An 18,432-nucleotide genomic window follows, 5' to 3' on the forward strand; every position below is an offset into this window, starting at 1 on the left:
TTGTGATAGAAGAAAATAGAATTGAAATCATTTTGCAATATTGTAATGTTAATCTTTTATTTGTGCCTGGGGAGAGGTACAAATACACAAAAAGAGAGGTTTTTTAAATAAAAAAATTTGTATTCACAGCTGTTGCAGGACTAGGTTTATTTATCGGAGGCACTGTTGCATCTGCAGAGGAACAAACCCATGTGGTTGCTCCAGGAGACACACTGTCAGGATTAGCAACTGAATATGGTACGACAGTGGATGACCTTTTAGCATTGAATGAATCCATTCAAGACCCTAATTTGATTTTTGATGGCGAAACATTGCTGATTTTTAGTGATGCACAACCGATGACACGCGCGCAAGAAACGACAGAAACAGCGCAAGCGCAAACTGAAACTGCGCCGGCAGCTACACAATCAAACGCTGCTAGCACTAGCGCTGCAAGTACACCAAGTACTGGTTCAGGAGTCTTGAATCCAGTGGACGGTATCAATTACTATAATGGTGTCAGAGAATCTTATTATTCACAAAAAGTATTAGCTGGTGGCGGCTTAGATATTCCTGGCCGACATGTTGCCGCTGACGGAACGATCCGTGATGCAGATGGTTATATCGTTGTAGCTAGTGACAATCAAGCCAAAGGCTCAACAGGGCAATCTTCTTTGGGTGCCTACAAAGTCTATGATACAGGCGTTGGTCACAGCGGAATCGACGTTTACACAAACTGGTAATCAGCAAAAACAGCTGCATGAAATATGCAGCTGTTTTTTTGTTATGGTCTAGACTAATTCTTGTCAAAAAAATGAGAGTGTGGTATCATTGGACTATACCAAAATGAAATGAGGAGCGTATCATGGAAATTATTCGCGTGAAAGATGCAGCTGAAGGTGGAAAAAAGGCATTTGAATTGATTCAGCAAGGCGTTGAAAACGGCGCTAAAGTTCTTGGATTGGCGACAGGCAGTACGCCAGAAACATTGTATGCAGAGATGACAGCTAGCGATGTCGATTTTTCAAACATGACTTCTGTTAATTTAGATGAATATGTCGGACTTGGCGGCGAAGATGATCAAAGTTATCGCCACTTTATGAATGCTCATTTATTTGACAAAAAACCATTCAAGGAAACCTTTGTACCGAATGGAAAAGCCGAAGATTTGCAAGCGGAATGCAAACGATACGATGAAGTGATCGCGGAACATCCAGTTGACATCCAAATCTTAGGAATTGGTCAGAACGGTCACATTGGCTTCAATGAACCTGGGGCATCTTTTGATGGCACAACATCAGTCGTTGATTTGACTGAATCAACGATCAATGCCAACAAACGCTATTTTGACAAGGTAGAAGATGTACCCACTACTGCAATCTCAATGGGCATCGGTTCAATTTTGAAAGGTAAAAAAATTATTTTGATGGCCTTTGGACCAGCTAAAGCGGACGCAATCCAAGGGATGATTGAAGGTCCGGTAACGACGGATCTGCCTGCATCTGCTTTGCAAAATCATCCAGATGTCACAGTCATCGTGGATGAAGCAGCGGCAGCCAATCTTTAACATCAATTAGTTGGCAGAGCGTCCAATCTAATCGACAAAATCCGAATGAACATCGGAAAAACCAGCTACTTCCCCATTTCATCCAGTCGGATGAAAAGTTGGTATTTTCGATGATTCTTCGGTTTTTTTTATTTTTCATGGAATACAGCTTAAAGATGGGTTGCGGAATTTGGACCTTCCTTTTTTCATTTTTAAAAATAGATGGTATAGTTGAAAAGGGGTGTTTCAATGGTTGATATGGTCTTATCGATTCCAGAAATTATTCTTAGACTCGTTTTAGCAATGGTCATGGGAGGCGCTATCGGTTTTGAGCGACAGTACAAAAGTCGGCCAGCGGGATTACGGACCCATATTTTAGTCTGTATGGGGGCATGTGTCATTGCACTGATCCAAGTAGAGATCGCTAGTGGGGCGATGCGTGATGCGTTGAATCATCCAGATCTCGCAGGGGTCATTCGTTCAGATGAAGCTCGATTGATCGCACAAGTGGTAAGTGGGGTTGGTTTTTTGGGTGCCGGGACGATTATCGTGACAAAACGCTCGGTAACTGGATTGACGACAGCTGCTTCATTATGGGCGATTGCTGGCTTAGGGATTGCGATCGGCATGGGATTTTATGCGATTTCGATTACTAGTTTTGCCGGGATCTTTTTTGCACTGACGGTGATCAAGCGAATTGTGCGAGTCCCGACAGCCAAAAAATTGGAGATTCAATACATTCATCGTGCGGAAACAAAGGAATTTTTGACAGAGTATTTTCTTGATCGAAAAATCGTGATCGAAGATGTCAACTTTGATGTGAAGTTCATGGAAGACTATCGGATCTATACCAATATTTATACGATCAACTTACCGTGGGGGCTGAGTTTCTCTGATGTTATCGAAGAATTATCAGTTTATAAAAATATCACTAAGCTGCGGTTGGTTGATGTTAGTTAAAAAAGTACTGCCAAAGGTCACACCTTTGGCAGTACTTTTTTAGTTAGGAAAGAAACATGCGATCCCGACAATCGCTAGATTGCTAAGAAAGTTGACTGCTTCATTTGTGATCAAAGCATAGCCATGCACTTTTTTCGTTGGCTGCTGGTGATGGCTTTTTTGTTCGGTAAATTGATGACAAACCGTGCATTGGTAACGTACTTGAATCGTTGCTCCCAATAAACTATCGATTATACTACCGCTAAATCCTAACAAGAGTACCCAAATCAATGCTGTCAAAGAGAGCGGTTGGCCGCTGAGCCAGAGACAGATCGCCAGAAGTAAAACGATACCGCCGCTGCCCGCAAAAGAAGCAATGGTACCTAGGAGGCTGACACCGCCAGAAAGACCCGCAGGTAATTTTTTTCCCGTTAAGAGATTTCGGGGTGCCTTTTTGCTCAAAACACCGATCTCTGATCCCCAAGTGTCGGCGGTACAGCTAGCGATCCCGACAATAAATGCCCAGAGATAGTTCTCATTGTTGAAAGAGGCGTAACCGATCAATGCCAATAAACTAGGCGATAAATTAGCCAGCACTTGGATGGCTTCGCGGCGCGCACCTTTGATCACCAGATCATCGGCTGAGTTTTTTTTCTTTAAGTGATTGATGATCCCAGAGCTGGCAAAAAAGAAACCAACTAAAAAGATACTGAACCAAGGTCCCAAAGCAATGATGATCGTCCCACTTAAGGCAGCTGCTAAAGCACCGGATAAAGACAACCACTGCAAAATAAAAGCGGATCCTGCTACAAATGCACTACAGATCAGTCCCAGTAAAAATTGATAGAAAAAGACCACAGCTTCCACCTCGCTTTTTTCATCAGTTTAGCATAAAGCAAACTTGTATGTAGCTTTTTTTCGTTACTGACAGCATTTTGCTCGTCAAATGAGAGCGTTTCATTTAAGCTTAGACTAAGAGGTGAGTGTATGAAAATCGTGATCATCGGCGGTTCATTCGGAGGGATCAGCTGCGCCATCGAAGCACGCAAAATCTATCCAGAATCTGAAATCGTATTGATTGAAAAAAAAGCCCATATCGGGTTTATTCCCAGCGGGATGCTCCTGTATTTAGAAGGCAAGATTCCTTCGTTGCAAGACGCATTCTTTTGCTCCAAGGAACAGCTTGAGCAGTTGGACATTCAAGTAGCATTGCAAGAAACAATGTTGAAACTTGATCCTAAGAACCATTTCGTTCAAACAGATCAGCGCAGAATCGCTTATGATCGGTTGATCTTAGCAGCAGGATCTGCACAAGAATCAGAAATTCTCTTACCGATGAATGAAGCCGCATTGACCTATAAAGATTACGGCGCTGCCAAGCAATTTATTCAGGAATTAGATCAGGCAGAAACGATTACGATCGTTGGGGCTGGACAAGCAGGTATGGAAGCAGCCAACACATTAACGACGCTAGGAAAACAAGTCCAACTAGTGGAATCAATGACGTATCCTTTATTCAAATATTTTGATCAATCGTTTCTGGCTCCTTTTTTAGATGAATTAGCACAAATAAAAAATCTGCAGCTTTATCTGGCAGAACCTACCATTGCCATTGAATCCACGGAAACAGGCTTCCGAGTGGAGACCGCCAATCGGACATTGCTCAGCGCGCTTGCATTGACGACCGTCAATGTCCGACCGCGGCCGCACCCAGCATTTCAGCAGCTGCGCTTGCACAGTGATCATACGATTTGGACGGATGCTTATTTGGAAACTTCCGAAAAGGGTATTTTTGCTGTCGGTGACTTGATTCAGATCTACAGTCCAATTACACGGGATACGGCTTATATGCCATTAGTAAACAATGCAGTTCGTTCCGGAATCGCTGCTGCGCATAATTTGCAAGAGAAAAAAGAACCTTTTCGCGGCGGCTTACGGACAGTGGGAACCCATCTGTTTGGCTGGTATCTGGCTAGTACAGGAATGACTGAATCAGATCGCTTCTTTTATGAACAAGAAATTACCGTCAAAAAATTTACCGCTAAAGCTTCATTAGTAGATGACACACCGATCCACGGGAAACTGATCATTGCCAAGACAAGCGGGCAAGTATTGGGCGCTCAGTTACTGTCAAAGTACAATCTCTTAGAAAAAATCAACCTGCTGGCATTTGCCATTGAAAAGGAGAGCACATTGTCAGAGTTAGCGCAAAAAGATTTCTTTTTTCATCCTCATTTTACTGATGTCTTTGAACTGTCCAATGCGATTGCTTTAGGAAGTGCTGCCAATGAAATTTGAACAATTATTAGAAAAAAAAGAAGCCAAGCAATTACAGCTACTGAAAAAGCTGCTTCTAGTTGGAGGTGAACTAGAGCTTCATGAGATGGCTGCTTACCTTAGGATCAGCAAACCATCCTTAGAAAAATATGTTGATGAGTTATTTCTATATTTAGCTCCTTATTCTGATCAATGCCATCTTTTTTATCAAGGTTCATCATTAGTTCTAGAAACGAGCCCAGAGTTCTCGTTGAATCAGATTGAATATGTGTTCTACCACTCGTCGATCAAATTTCAAGTGCTGGAACATGTATTGATCAATCAAGAAATCGCCACGATTCCGTTAGCGCAAAAATTAATGATTAGTGAATCCTCCCTGTTTCGCAAAATCAAAGAATTGAATCAAGTGTTGGCAGAATTCGGATTAGAGATTTGGCAGGGGAAACTCATGGGGGAAGAAGCTCAGATTCGCTATTTTTATTTTCAGCTGCTTTGGTACTTAAATTCTTTCAAGAGTCAGCCATTACCGATTGATACAAAATTTGTGGGACTGATCGCTCGTGGGCTCAATCTGACCTTTACCGAGGAAGCACAGCAACGGGTCAGTTTGTGGCTGAAGATCATGAAGTATCGTTTAAAAGCGCCCGGACAATCGTTTCAAAGACTACGGGAAAACATGGCATTTTATGAGAAAGATCCATTGTATCAGCAACTGCGGGAACTTGTCTTTCGCAGTTTTGGGCATTATGCACTGGAAGTTCGTGAAGAAGAGGCGATGCTCCATTTTGTTTTCTTGCTTTCCTTTTCCGTTTTCTCTGAACAAGATTTTCGCCAGTACATGCTGCAACGCTCCCGATTTACGCCGACAGCACTTACCGATACGCTGATCTTGGAACATATCCTGCATTTGTATCGACCGGCTGTCCCGCAAGAAATCGAAGCCAATTGTTATTTTCATCTTTCTCAGATCCATAGTCGTTTGTATTTTTTCAAAGGAGATGTCGAAGTTTTTGATCGAGAAAATATTTGGCAATTAGAAGCAAAACTCTCAAGTCGTAATATTCGCCAGATCAGTGAACGTTTATTGAATACTGCTGTACAAGAAATGAAGCTGGAAGCATCAGAAGAAAATACATTGTATATGATGACCATGGTCAAATATTTGAGTGTCCTGACGATCATTGATTACCAAATCAATCGGGAATTTCGGGTAGGCATCGCGTTGAATATGGATGCACTTTTCAAAGAGGCAGTCTTTTATATGTGGCTGCTGTACTTAAAAAATTTGAATGGGGTCGTCGTTGAGCGCTATGCTAAAGAACAAGACTATGATCTGATCTTGACGAATTATCCGATTGAAACATCGATTCCTACATATCGGATCAGTGAGTTAGGGACGACTTACGATCGAGAAAAAATCAAAAAGATGATTCGCGAACGCTTCAACTAATGGCGTTTTTCCAGATTTCGTCAATTTCTTAGAAAATCTCTAAAAAGTTGACGAGATCACTACAGGTAATTCGAGTAAGATAAATGTAAGAAAACGGTATCAAAAGAATAAATCAACCATTTAAAAGGAGAGAGAAACATGGCAGAGAAAAACTATATTATGGCAATCGATCAAGGAACTACAAGCTCAAGAGCAATTATTTTTGACCGCAACGGACAAAATGTCGGTAGTTCGCAAAAGGAATTTCCCCAATATTTTCCAAAATCTGGTTGGGTAGAACACAATGCCAATGAAATCTGGAACTCTGTTCAATCAGTTATCGCGGGAGCCTTTATCGAATCTGGGATTCGACCTGAAGCAATCGCCGGAATCGGGATTACCAACCAACGGGAAACAACAGTTGTTTGGGATAAAAATACCGGTCAACCGATCGCCAATGCGATCGTTTGGCAATCGCGCCAATCTTCTCCGATTGCTGACCAATTGAAAGCCGACGGACATACAGACATGATCCATGAAAAGACAGGGTTAGTGATCGATGCTTACTTCTCTGCTACGAAAATCCGCTGGCTGCTTGATAATGTGGAAGGTGCACAAGAAAAAGCAGAGAATGGGGATCTACTATTCGGTACCATTGATTCGTGGCTTGTCTGGAAACTGACAGATGGGCAAGTCCATGTGACGGATTACTCCAATGCGAGTCGGACCATGCTTTATAACATCCATCGTTTAGAATGGGATCAAGAAATTTTGGATTTGTTAAATATTCCAGCATCCATGTTGCCGGAAGTCAAAAGCAACTCCGAAGTTTACGGCCATACTCGCAGCTATCATTTTTATGGCAGTGAAGTACCGATTGCTGGGATGGCAGGGGACCAACAGGCTGCTCTCTTTGGGCAAATGGCTTTTGAAAAAGGCATGATCAAAAATACGTACGGTACAGGGGCGTTTATCGTTATGAATACCGGAGAGGAACCACAATTATCCGACAATGATCTGTTGACCACGATCGGCTATGGAATCAATGGTAAAGTATACTACGCATTGGAAGGTAGTATTTTTGTTGCCGGCTCAGCGATCCAATGGTTGCGGGATGGCTTACGTATGATCGAGACGTCTCCGCAATCTGAAGAATTAGCGGCAAAAGCGACTGGCGACAATGAAGTCTATGTCGTACCAGCCTTTACGGGATTAGGTGCACCTTATTGGGATTCTGATGCTCGGGGAGCAGTTTTTGGCTTGACCCGCGGGACAACGAAAGAAGACTTCGTGCGGGCGACCTTGCAGGCTGTCGCTTATCAATCGAAGGATGTCATCGATACCATGAAAAAAGATTCAGGGATCGATATCCCATTGTTGAAAGTGGATGGCGGGGCTGCTAAAAATGATCTTTTGATGCAATTCCAAGCAGATATCTTAGATATTGAAGTACAACGGGCAGCCAATCTTGAAACGACAGCACTGGGGGCGGCTTATTTAGCTGGCTTGGCCGTCGGCTTCTGGAAAGACCTCGACGAATTGAAAGCAATGGCAGAAGATGGTCAACTCTTTACACCAGAAATGCCAGCTGATGAACGTGAGAACCTTTATGAAGGATGGAAACAAGCAGTGGCAGCGACTCAGATGTTTAAATTCAAAGTGAAGAAAGAAGGCGAGTAAGCCATGACTTTTTCTTATAAAGATCGGCAACACGCCCTAGCAGAAGCAAAAAATACGACCTATGATGTATTGATCATTGGTGGCGGAATCACTGGTGCTGGAGTCGCCGTGCAAACGGCAGCTGCCGGCATGAAAACGATTTTGGTAGAAATGCAGGATTTTGCTGAAGGAACCTCCTCTCGTTCGACGAAACTGGTTCATGGGGGCATCCGCTATTTGAAAACATTTGATGTCGAAGTTGTGGCAGATACAGTGAGGGAACGAGCGATCGTGCAACAGATCGCTCCCCATATTCCTAAACCAGATCCCATGCTTTTACCTATCTACGATGAGCCCGGTGCAACCTTCAATCTTTTTTCTGTCAAGATTGCCATGGATTTGTATGATCGTCTGGCAAATGTAACAGATAGTAAATATGCCAATTATACGTTGACGAAAGAAGAAGTATTGGAACGAGAACCGCAACTGCAACATGAGAACTTGACCGGAGGCGGAGTCTATCTGGATTTCCGCAACAACGATGCCCGTTTAGTGATCGAAAATATCAAACGGGCCCATCAAGATGGTGCTGCAATGATCAGCAAAGCCAAAGTTGTCGGTATGCTTCATGATGAACAAGGAAAAATCAATGGTGTTCAAGTAGAAGATCAATTAACGAAAGAACAATTCGCCATCCATGCGAAAGTTGTGATCAATACCACTGGACCATGGTCTGATATCGTTCGAGAATTAGATAGCAATGATAACTTACCGCCGCAAATGCGCCCAACCAAAGGTGTCCATTTAGTGGTGGATCGTGAAAAGCTGAAAGTACCTCAGCCAACTTATTTTGATACTGGCAAGAATGATGGTCGGATGGTTTTTGTGGTTCCTAGGGAGAACAAGACGTATTTTGGTACGACAGATACGGATTACACGGGCGATTTTTCCCATCCGACTGTTACGCAAGAAGACGTCGATTATCTTTTAGAGATCATCAACCATCGCTTTCCAGAAGCTGCGATCCAACTGGATGATATTGAAGCTAGCTGGGCGGGGTTACGCCCGCTGATCACGGCTAATGGCGGTTCTGATTACAACGGCGGAGCTAAGAGCAAACTTTCGGATGAAAGCTTTGATCAAATCGTGCAAACTGTAGAAGCGTATTTGGACGATCACCGCAAACGCCCGCAAGTCGAAAGGGCGATCAAACAAGCAGAGGAACGTCTAGAAGCCAGCAGTGTGGATCCTTCACAAGTTTCTCGGGGCAGCAGCTTGGAAATGTCTCAAGACGGACTGTTGACACTGGCCGGGGGCAAGATTACAGATTATCGGTTAATGGCTGAAGGCGCCGTCAAACGAATCAATGAATTACTGGCTGCAAAAGGGCAGCAGTTTGAATTAGTGGATTCCACGCGTTATCCGGTGTCTGGCGGCGAAATTGATCCGACCAATGTCGAGGACGAACTGGCGCAATTGGCGAAAACCGCCGAAGCTGCCGGTTTTTCCCCTGAAGATGCGCGATACTTGGCCGATCTTTACGGTTCAAACTTACCGATAGTCCTTACCTATAAAACCACGTTTGCGGGGCTGGACGAAAAAGAAAGCACGGCATTGAATTATGCCTTGCAAGAAGAACTGGTTCTGACCCCTGTGGATTATTTATTGCGACGAACCAATCATGTTCTCTTTATGCGAGATACGTTGGATCAGATCAAAGTTGGTGTGATCGATGCAATGGCGGATTATTTTGAATGGACAGCTGCAGACAAGCAAATGTATGCCGAAGAATTGGATCAAGTAATTGCGGAATCAGATTTGAGTGCCTTAAAAGGAGGAGAATGATATGAGTGATGCAACACAAATCTTTAGTGAATTTCTGGGAACGGCAATTTTAGTTTTACTGGGGGATGGTGTTTGTGCGGCAGTCAACCTTAAAAAGAGTAAAGCAGAAGCTTCCGGCTGGATCGTGATCGCGACAGGCTGGGCAACAGCTGTGACGATTGCTGTTTATGCCTCTGGTTTCATGGGACCTGCCCATTTGAACCCTGCTGTAACGTTGGGAATGGCAATGACGGGTAATTTTTCTTGGGGATTGGCGGTACCTTTCATGTTAGCACAGTTAGCAGGCGGGATCGTCGGTGCAATTCTTGTTTGGCTCAATTACTTGCCGTTATGGGATGAAACAGAAGATCAAGGCGCTATTTTAGGGACATTTGCCACTGGACCTGCCGTTCGTAACTTAGCCGCGAATACGATGACCGAAGTGATCGGTACGTTTGTTTTAGTATTTGGCTTGTTGGCATTTGGTGCAAATACCTTTACGGATGGCTTGAACCCAATCGTAGTCGGAATCTTGATTTTGGCGATCGGTCTTTCTTTAGGCGGACCGACAGGATATGCCATCAACCCAGCTCGAGATTTAGGTCCGCGGATCGCCCATCAAATTTTGCCCATCAAAAATAAAGGAACATCTGACTGGGGATATGCGTTTGTACCAATCATTGGACCTTTTATCGGTGCAGCATTGGCAGCCGGACTATTCATGATTTTACCGCTCTAATTGACTCATTGATCTTTTAAACGATAGCGATCTGCTAGATGGCTATCGTTTCTTTTTTTTGATAAATTCCTTCGTTTGATTGAATTCTTCCAGCGAAAGTGGTTAAATAAAGAAGCTGAAAAAAGAGCAAAGGAGCATGTATGTGAAAAAAATTTTGCGTGTTTGTTTATGGCTTGTCGGTATTCTAGTAACACTAGCACTAGTCGTACTGATTGCTTTTCAAGTGTCGCCTCGTCCAGGGGCCTATCTGATTGGAAAAATGTTTAATGACGAGGTGAAGATCACAGATGAAACCGCGTATCAAAAAAGTTTGCCTCATGTGACGGTAAAAAATGATCTGACCTATACTTCTGACTATGATCGTAGTACATTTGACCTCTATCATCCCCAAGGTGCTTCGAAAGTACCAGTTGTTTTCTGGGTGCATGGTGGTGGTTACGTCGGTGGTGATAAGGAAGGGGCCAAAGAATTTGCGACCTACTTAGCAGATCGCGGACAAGTGGCAGTGGTTTCATTGAACTATGAGTGGGCTCCTAGTCTAGAATACCCAGGGCAAGTCAAACAAATCAATCAAGCCTATCAATCGATCAAGAAAGAGGCAGCGCAATATCCAATGTTAGACTTTAAAAAAGTCATTTTTGGTGGAGACTCTGCCGGCTCACAGATTGCTGGGCAATTCTTAGCGATCCAAACCAATTCGGATTACGCCAAAGATATGAAGATGACGCAAGTGATCCCATCAGGAGATATAAAAGGATTCATTTCTTATTGCGGACCTGTTGACTTGAAGCAAATGGCTCATCAAACTTCTGATGATCGCTTCATGAAATTCTTTGTTAAAACAGTCGCGTGGTCTTTATTAGGAACCAAAGATTGGAAAAACAGTAAGGAATTGCAGCAAGTGTCATTAGTCAATAAATTGACCAAAGAATTTCCGCCAACCTATATCACGGATGGCAATGCCTATTCTTTCCAGGATCAAGGAATCGCTTTTGATCAGAAGCTTCAAGAGCTAGATGTGCCAGTTAAATCTCTCTTTTACAAAGATGTTCCTGAGGCAGTCAATCATGAATACCAATTTGATTATTCGCTAGAAGAATCAAAGAAATGTTTGGATGAAACCCTCGACTTCCTTAAAAATGTGATGCTGTAAGGCTTCAAAACGCGAAAAAAAGTTGACCTAATAAAAGGTCAACTTTTTTTAATCTCCTAGACCGATGAAATAGTCATCATCTTTCATTGCTTCTACCGTTCCTAATAGATAGCCATTCCCCACTTGAGAGAAGAAATCGTGATTGCTGGTTCCGGTAGAGATACCATTCATTACGATCGGATTGACATCATTGGCCGTATCTGGAAACAGGGGATCTTGGCCTAAGTTCATCAATGCTTTGTTTGCATTGTAGCGCAAGAAGGTTTTGACTTCTTCCGTCCAGCCGATCGCGTCATACAATTCTTCGGTGTACCGTTCTTCATTTTCATACAATTCATACAACAAATCGTACATCCAGTCCTTCAAACGCTGTTGTTCTTCTTCAGGAAGCTCATTGAAACCTAATTGGAATTTGTAGCCGATATACGTTCCATGTACCGATTCATCACGGATAATCAGTTTAATGATCTCTGCAACGTTAGCCAATTTATTATTGCCTAAATAATAGAGCGGTGTATAAAAACCGGAATAAAAAAGAAACGTTTCTAGAAAAACACTCGCAATTTTCTTTTCAAGGGGAGTCCCGTTCTTATAGATCTCATTGATACGTTCTGCTTTTTTTTGCAGATAGGGATTCGTATTGGTCCATTCAAAGATTTCATCGATCTCGGCTTTTGTATTCAATGTGCTAAAGATAGAAGAATAACTTTTGGCATGGACAGATTCCATGAATTGAATATTGTTCAAAACAGCTTCTTCATGGGGCGTGCGTACGTCTTTACGCAGCTGATCCATTCCGCTTTCTGATTGAACCGTATCGAGCAGTGTTAGCCCGCCAAATACATAACCAACCGTTGTTTTTTCTAGATCTGAAAGTGTCCGCCAATCATCTAAATCATTGGATAATGGAATACGCGTATCTAGCCAGAATTGTTCTGTCAGCTTTTCCCAAGTTGATTTATCGATGATGTCTTCAATCGCATTCCAGTTGATTGCTTCATAATAAGTTTTGCCCATCTTAGGTTCCTCCAATAGTAGTCTTGATACCAGAGACAAGAACAAAAGGAGCCTACCTGATTGTCAGTCGCAAATGCCTTCAACCTTTCGGGAGGATCTCTAATCCATCTCGATCATGCTTTGGTGAAGACATTTGATTCAATCAGGTAGTTTTTTTGTTCTTAGTCAGTGCTTAGCTTAGCGTGCGTGATTAAATCACACAGCTTTCGCATTGATTGCTGCCGATTTCTTCTGCGTCATCCGTAAAGGTCCGTACATAATAAATCGATTTGATCCCTTTATGGAACGCATAATGACGCAGAATGTTCAAGTCACGGGTTGTCTGTTTACTGGTTTCTTTCCATTCATAGAGCCCTTCTGGAATATCTGAGCGCATGAAGAGGGTCATACTCATTCCTTGATCCACGTGTTTTTGTGCAGTTGCATAAACATCGATAACTTTACGCATATCCATATCATAGGCTGAGCGATAGTAACCAATCGTATCATTGCTCAAGTAAGGTGCAGGATAGTAAATCTTCCCAATTTTCTTTTCTTGCCGTTCTTCGATCATTCGTGTGATTGGATGGATACTCGCACTTGTATCATTGATATAAGAGATAGAACCATTTGGCGCAACGGCTAAACGGTTTTGGTGGTACAAGCCGTCTTTTTTGACTGCTTCTGCCAATGCGGCCCAATCTTCTCCAGAAGGAATAAAGACACCGTCGAACAACGCTTTGATTTTGTCTGATTTTGGTTGGTAATCCCCTGTGATATAGTCTGTGAAATAGCTGCCATCCGCATAAGCTGATTTCTCAAAGTTATGGAACACTTCGCCCCGTTCTTTGGCGATGTTATTGCTTTCTACAAGTGTCCAGTAGTTGAGCAACATAAAGTATAAGTCTGTGAATTCTAATGATTCAGGAGAACCATATTCCATTTGATTCTTCGCAAAATAGGTATGCAAGCCCATTGCACCTAAACCAATCGTATGGTTCAACGCATTTCCATTTTGAATAGAAGGAACAACGTCGATGTCAGAAGCATCTGTAACAAAAGTCAATGCGCGAGTCATGGCACGGACGGATTTTCCAAAATCAGGACTGTCCATCAAATTGACGATGTTTGTTGAACCAAGATTGCAACTAATGTCGGTGCCAAGCACTTCATATTCTTGTTTGCCGTTGATTACAGAAGGTTCTTGAACTTGCAGGATCTCTGAACAAAGGTTACTCATAATGATTTTGCCATCGATTGGGTTGGAACGATTGGCGGTATCAATATTGATGATGTAAGGATAGCCAGATTCTTGCTGCAATTTCGAAATTTCATTTTCAAGGTCCCGAGCTTTGATTTTTGTTTTACGAATGTTAGGATTCATGACTAAATTGTCGTATTCTTTTGTGATGTCGATGTAAGAGAACGGAATACCGTATTCTTTTTCGACACTGTATGGGCTGAATAAATACATGTCTTCATTTTTACGGGTCAATTCATAGAATTTATCAGGAACGATCACACCAAGAGAAAGAGTCTTGACCCGGATTTTTTCATCCGCATTTTCTTTTTTGGCAGATAGGAAACTGATGATGTCTGGATGGAACACGTTGAGATAAACGACACCAGCACCTTGCCGCTGCCCGAGTTGATTGGAGTAGCTAAAGCTATCTTCGAACAATTTCATGACCGGCATCACACCACTGGCAGCGCCTTCGTAGCCTTTGATTGGCGCACCAGCTTCCCGTAGGTTAGACAACGTGATTCCCACGCCGCCGCCGATTCGAGAAAGTTGCAATGCGGAATTGATCCCCCGACCGATTGCGTTCATATCGTCGGTCAACTGGATCAGGAAACAAGAAACCAATTCGCCTCGACGTTTGCGGCCAGCATTCAAAAAAGAAGGTGTTGCCGGCTGATAACGCTGATAGATCATTTCATCAGCCAAAGCCAAAGCTAATTCTTCATCTCCATCTGCAAAATAGAGGGCATTGAATGCTACACGGTCCTCATAGCTTTCCAAATAGGCTGTTCCATCATTAGTTTTCAATGCATATTGAGAATAAAATTTGTACGCTGCCATGAAGGACTTGAAGGTAAAATGCTGTTCCGACAGAAACTGATAAAGTTCTTCGATAAACGCAGGACGATACTTACGAATGAAAGCTTCTTCTAAGTAGTCATGTTCAATCAAGTAATCGATTTTGTCAGTGACTGAATCGAAAGTCATCGTATTTGGCTCAACATTTTCTTTGAAAAAAGCCGCCAGGGCTTCTTTATCTTTGTGTAGAGGGATCTGTCCATCAACGGGGCGGTTGATTTCATTGTTCAATTTAAAATAGCTTACATCTTTGATTTCTTTCAAGCTCATAAAAAGCAACCTCTTTCCTTGTTTTGATCGTATAAAAAAGGATCTGCAGGTCTTGACGACTGACAAATCCTCCAAAAACACATTGGTTAAGTTACTGCTTAGCTGGCCAATTGACGTAATTGATCCGGACGGAAGCCAATGATTGTTTGTGCATCAGAAGTGATGATCGGAACGCTTTGGAATCCTTGTTCTTTCAAAAACTCAATTGCTTCAGGCTGGTTGTCAATATTGATTTCTTCAAAAGAAATATGATTATCGCTTAAAAAGCGTTTTGCCATTTTACATTGCATACAGTTGTTTTTTGAAAATAGTTTAATATTCATAATGATTTCCTCCGAGTCAGTAGTAGTTATAAATCTAGTATAAATAAGTCTTGGAGAAAGTCAACGGAAAAACACTATATCTAGTGCTTGTGAAAATTACATACACAATTTATAGTGTTTAGCCAGTTTTTATACAGCCAAAAAAAGCTGATTTTTCCTAGAAAATCGCGATTTATAGCCAAAAAGATCCGAGAATATGCAATGGATGTGAGTAAAAAAAAATCGAATTGTGAACGAACTTTCAAGTTCCTCTGTGAAACAGATTGACTTTAGTCCTAAATCGCTCTATTATAATGATAATCATTCTCAATTGAACGAATAAATAATAGGAATCTTTCACAAGAGGAGGAAGAAATCATGAAAATGGCGCAAACAGAGGCTTCCAGAATATACCAAATCGAAGCGATCACGACACCAAAGAACGTCACGGCGCATTTAAATGATTTGGGTCTTCGGGTAGGCGTTGACATTCTCATGGTTCAAAAAAACTGTAAAAGCGGCATCATCTTGCATCGGGACAACCGGATCGCATTGGATGCCAGCGTCATGGAGCAGATTGACGTGTCCGAAAGACAACAGCAGACGGTTTTGACTTCTCTAGATCAATTACATGTAGGAGAGCAGGGCAAGGTGGTAAAAATTGCAACGACTGGTGCTTTGCGGCGGCGATTGATGGATATGGGGATCACCAAGAATGTGCCGATTCATATCGTGAAACTAGCGCCACTAGGTGATCCGATCGAGATTCGCTTAAGAGGGTATGAATTGTCGCTGAGAAAACAAGAAGCAGCTTTCGTCTTTGTTGAAAAAGGAGTAGAGGAATGACCTATCAATTCGCATTAGTCGGCAATCCCAATAGCGGCAAAACTAGCACCTTCAACCAACTGACGGGGGCCAAGCAAACCGTTGGGAACTGGCCGGGAGTGACAGTCGAACGAAAATCAGGAAAGCTCCGTAAAGCCAAAGAAATCACGATCCAGGATTTGCCGGGTATCTATTCATTGTCTCCTTATACTCCTGAAGAAGTGATCTCGAGAAATTATTTGGCAGAAGCCCCCATCGATGCGGTTTTAGATATCGTTGATGGAACGAACTTGGAGCGGAATCTCTACCTCACTTTACAATTGTTGGAAATGGGTCTGCCTACAATAGTGGGAATCAATATGATCGATCTTTTAAAGCGCAAAGGGATCCAGATCAACTTTGAGAAGCTAGCCTATGGCTTAGGCGTACCGGTTGTGGGAATCAGTGCCTTGAAACAACAGGGACTGAATAAGCTGATCGATGCTGCAAAGAAAAGAGCAGGAAATGGTCAGTCAAGCGTCATCTACGATTCACGTTTAGAGGCGGCTTTAGCAGAGATCATTGGTCTATTGCCAACTGAAATTCCCGAGAGCAAACGACGCTGGATTGCTGTCAAGCTGTTTGAAGGTGACGAATTGATTCGTCAACAAGTCGCTTTGACTCCGAGCGATGAAAAAGAATTAGCGGAAATCATTAAAATCACGGAAATGATTTTTGATGAGCAAAGCGATGCAATTATAGTAAACGAACGGTATGGATTCATTCAACAATTGTTAGCTTTAGCAACAGTCAAGGAAGAAGAGTACCGCTTGTCCTTAAGCGACAAAATCGACCGTGTGTTGACCCACCGCCTACTGGCACTACCGATTTTTGCCCTTTTCATGTGGGGAATCTACTTCTTATCCATCCAATCGATCGGTACGATGGGCACCGACTGGGTCAATGATGTCCTGTTTGGCAGCTTAGTCCCGGATATTCTGCAGCAGCTGATGAACCAATGGCAAGTAGCCCAATGGCTGCAGGAATTGATCCAAGACGGGATCGTGGCGGGTGTCGGGGCTGTCCTTGGATTTGTTCCACAAATTTTTGTGCTCTTTTTCTGCTTGGCGTTATTAGAAGATTGCGGCTACATGGCACGCATCGCTTTTGTGATGGATCGCTTGTTCCGCAAGTTTGGTTTGTCAGGAAAGTCTTTCATTCCGATGCTGATCGCTACTGGCTGTGGTGTACCTGGGGTCATAGCCAGCCGGACTATTGAAAATGAAAAAGATCGCCGTTTGACGGTCATGGTCACGACATTTATGCCTTGTTCTGCAAAGCTGCCGATCATTGCACTGATTTCCGGGGCGTTCTTTCCCGGCAGTTCATGGGTCGCACCTTCTGCGTATTTCATTGGGATGGGGGCCATTATTTTATCAGGTATCGCATTGAAAAAGACTGCTCTCTTTGCCGGCGACCCAGCACCCTTCATCATGGAGCTGCCTGCCTATCATTTGCCGCAACTAGGAACCGTGTTGAAAAGTGCGATTGATCGGGCCGTAGCCTTCATCAAAAAAGCCGGAACGATCATCTTCGTTGCATGTATCTTTATCTGGTTTACTTCTAGCTACAACTTTACCTTTGATCGAGTGGGGGAAGAAGAAAGCATCTTAGCCTTTTTCGGCCGTTTGTTAGCACCGATTTTTGCGCCACTAGGCTGGGGCACTTGGCGAGGTGCCGTGGCGACCATTACAGGATTGGTGGCAAAAGAAAATGTCATCGGGACTTTTGGGATTTTGTACGGCCAAAGTGGGGTTTCTGAAACCGGTACAGAGATCTGGCAAGTGCTGCGAGGCGATTACACCCCAGTAGCCGCCTACTCCTTTTTGATTTTTAACTTATTGTGTGCCCCTTGTTTTGCGGCCATCGGCGCGATCCATCGTGAAATGGGGGATAGCAAGTGGACTTGGTTGGCTATTAGTTACCAGTGTGGACTGGCTTATTGTGCAAGTCTGATTGTTTACCAATTCGGGCATATCTTCTTTGAAGGAGGGCAACTGACAGTAGGAACCTTGGCAGCGTTGATTGTTCTTGGTTTGTTGCTGTTTGCTCTGATAAAGAGACCCCAACAAAAAAATTCACCACTATTACAAGTAGTCGGAGAAGTAGTAGGAGGCGAAAAATGATTGCAACGATTCTTTTAAGTCTAGTGATCTTTGGCTATGCAGGAAAAGTGCTTTATCGAATGGTCAAAAAAGGCAGTTGTTCTGATTGCCATCAAAGCTGTCCAGTAAAGCAAGAAGAGAAAATCTAAAAATTATCCATGAATCTAACGCCAGTTTTATTAGGTAACTAGCGAGTATGAGTAAAGCAGTTAGGCAGAAATGCCTAGCTGCTCTTTTTATGAGAAAGGG

Annotated in this window: 16 protein-coding genes; 12 read left to right on the forward strand and 4 right to left on the reverse strand. The window is 42.9% G+C overall.

All coding sequences use genetic code 11. The annotated features are described in order from the left end of the window. The first annotated feature begins 107 nt into the window (after positions 1-107). The 3 genes from IGJ45_RS02915 (at position 108) to IGJ45_RS02925 (ending at position 2,485) form a co-directional block, all read left to right on the forward strand. Positions 108-722: a LysM peptidoglycan-binding domain-containing protein gene (locus IGJ45_RS02915; RefSeq protein WP_060815086.1), complete on the forward strand. Its 615-nt coding sequence runs from the start codon at positions 108-110 to the stop codon at positions 720-722. Between the two features lie 122 nt (positions 723-844). Then, positions 845-1,546: a glucosamine-6-phosphate deaminase gene (gene nagB, locus IGJ45_RS02920; protein ID WP_003127396.1), complete on the forward strand. Its 702-nt coding sequence runs from the start codon at positions 845-847 to the stop codon at positions 1,544-1,546. Positions 1,547-1,774: 228 nt separating this feature from the next. After that, on the forward strand, positions 1,775-2,485 hold the full coding sequence (locus tag IGJ45_RS02925; protein ID WP_005471648.1) for an MgtC/SapB family protein: 711 nt from the start codon (positions 1,775-1,777) through the stop codon (positions 2,483-2,485). A 39-nt stretch (positions 2,486-2,524) separates the two neighbouring features. Here the strand turns inward: IGJ45_RS02925 and IGJ45_RS02930 are convergent, their stop codons facing one another. Further along, complete coding sequence (locus IGJ45_RS02930) at positions 2,525-3,322, reverse strand: DUF92 domain-containing protein (RefSeq protein ID WP_003127399.1); 798 nt, start codon at positions 3,320-3,322, stop codon at positions 2,525-2,527. Between the two features lie 129 nt (positions 3,323-3,451). Between IGJ45_RS02930 and IGJ45_RS02935 the strand changes: the two genes are divergently transcribed. The 6 genes from IGJ45_RS02935 to IGJ45_RS02960 all read left to right on the forward strand — a co-directional run bounded on the left by IGJ45_RS02935 (position 3,452) and on the right by IGJ45_RS02960 (position 11,545). Next, positions 3,452-4,762 carry an NAD(P)/FAD-dependent oxidoreductase gene (locus IGJ45_RS02935; RefSeq protein WP_003127400.1) on the forward strand — a complete coding sequence of 437 codons (1,311 nt, stop codon included), beginning with the start codon at positions 3,452-3,454 and terminating at the stop codon, positions 4,760-4,762. Further along, complete coding sequence (locus IGJ45_RS02940) at positions 4,752-6,191, forward strand: helix-turn-helix domain-containing protein (RefSeq protein WP_005471654.1); 1,440 nt, start codon at positions 4,752-4,754, stop codon at positions 6,189-6,191. The genes IGJ45_RS02935 and IGJ45_RS02940 overlap by 11 nt, the downstream gene beginning before the upstream one ends. A 138-nt stretch (positions 6,192-6,329) precedes the next feature. Next, the gene (gene glpK, locus IGJ45_RS02945) at positions 6,330-7,850 is read left to right on the forward strand and encodes a glycerol kinase GlpK (protein ID WP_003127402.1); all 1,521 of its coding nucleotides are present in this window, start codon (positions 6,330-6,332) and stop codon (positions 7,848-7,850) included. Positions 7,851-7,853: 3 nt separating this feature from the next. After that, positions 7,854-9,674 carry a type 1 glycerol-3-phosphate oxidase gene (gene glpO / locus IGJ45_RS02950; RefSeq protein ID WP_003127403.1) on the forward strand — a complete coding sequence of 607 codons (1,821 nt, stop codon included), beginning with the start codon at positions 7,854-7,856 and terminating at the stop codon, positions 9,672-9,674. A gap of 1 nt (position 9,675) precedes the next feature. After that, the gene (locus tag IGJ45_RS02955; RefSeq protein WP_003127404.1) at positions 9,676-10,392 is read left to right on the forward strand and encodes an MIP/aquaporin family protein; all 717 of its coding nucleotides are present in this window, start codon (positions 9,676-9,678) and stop codon (positions 10,390-10,392) included. A 136-nt stretch (positions 10,393-10,528) separates the two neighbouring features. After that, on the forward strand, positions 10,529-11,545 hold the full coding sequence (locus tag IGJ45_RS02960) for an alpha/beta hydrolase (RefSeq protein ID WP_029487237.1): 1,017 nt from the start codon (positions 10,529-10,531) through the stop codon (positions 11,543-11,545). A gap of 48 nt (positions 11,546-11,593) precedes the next feature. Here IGJ45_RS02960 and nrdF read toward each other — a convergent pair whose 3' ends face one another. The 3 genes from nrdF to nrdH form a co-directional block, all read right to left on the reverse strand. Beyond that, the gene (gene nrdF / locus IGJ45_RS02965) at positions 11,594-12,562 is read right to left on the reverse strand and encodes a class 1b ribonucleoside-diphosphate reductase subunit beta (protein ID WP_003127406.1); all 969 of its coding nucleotides are present in this window, start codon (positions 12,560-12,562) and stop codon (positions 11,594-11,596) included. Between the two features lie 190 nt (positions 12,563-12,752). Then, positions 12,753-14,912 carry a class 1b ribonucleoside-diphosphate reductase subunit alpha gene (nrdE, locus tag IGJ45_RS02970; RefSeq protein WP_003127407.1) on the reverse strand — a complete coding sequence of 720 codons (2,160 nt, stop codon included), beginning with the start codon at positions 14,910-14,912 and terminating at the stop codon, positions 12,753-12,755. Between the two features lie 98 nt (positions 14,913-15,010). Next, a complete protein-coding gene (gene nrdH / locus IGJ45_RS02975; RefSeq protein ID WP_003127409.1) occupies positions 15,011-15,235 on the reverse strand; it encodes a glutaredoxin-like protein NrdH in 225 nt (74 codons plus the stop codon). A 357-nt stretch (positions 15,236-15,592) separates the two neighbouring features. On the opposite strand from nrdH, the gene IGJ45_RS02980 reads away from it, so the two are divergent. From IGJ45_RS02980 to IGJ45_RS02990, 3 genes are read left to right on the forward strand one after another with little or no spacing between them, the layout of a single operon-like run. Then, positions 15,593-16,060: a ferrous iron transport protein A gene (locus IGJ45_RS02980; RefSeq protein WP_003127410.1), complete on the forward strand. Its 468-nt coding sequence runs from the start codon at positions 15,593-15,595 to the stop codon at positions 16,058-16,060. After that, a complete protein-coding gene (gene feoB, locus IGJ45_RS02985) occupies positions 16,057-18,204 on the forward strand; it encodes a ferrous iron transport protein B (RefSeq protein WP_005471666.1) in 2,148 nt (715 codons plus the stop codon). The genes IGJ45_RS02980 and feoB overlap by 4 nt, the downstream gene beginning before the upstream one ends. Continuing rightward, complete coding sequence (locus tag IGJ45_RS02990; protein WP_005471667.1) at positions 18,201-18,332, forward strand: FeoB-associated Cys-rich membrane protein; 132 nt, start codon at positions 18,201-18,203, stop codon at positions 18,330-18,332. The genes feoB and IGJ45_RS02990 overlap by 4 nt, the downstream gene beginning before the upstream one ends. The last annotated feature ends 100 nt before the right edge of the window (positions 18,333-18,432 follow it).

It is taken from the genome of Enterococcus sp. DIV0574 (assembly GCF_051711125.1).
GTDB classification, from domain to species: domain Bacteria; phylum Bacillota; class Bacilli; order Lactobacillales; family Enterococcaceae; genus Enterococcus_D; species Enterococcus_D gallinarum.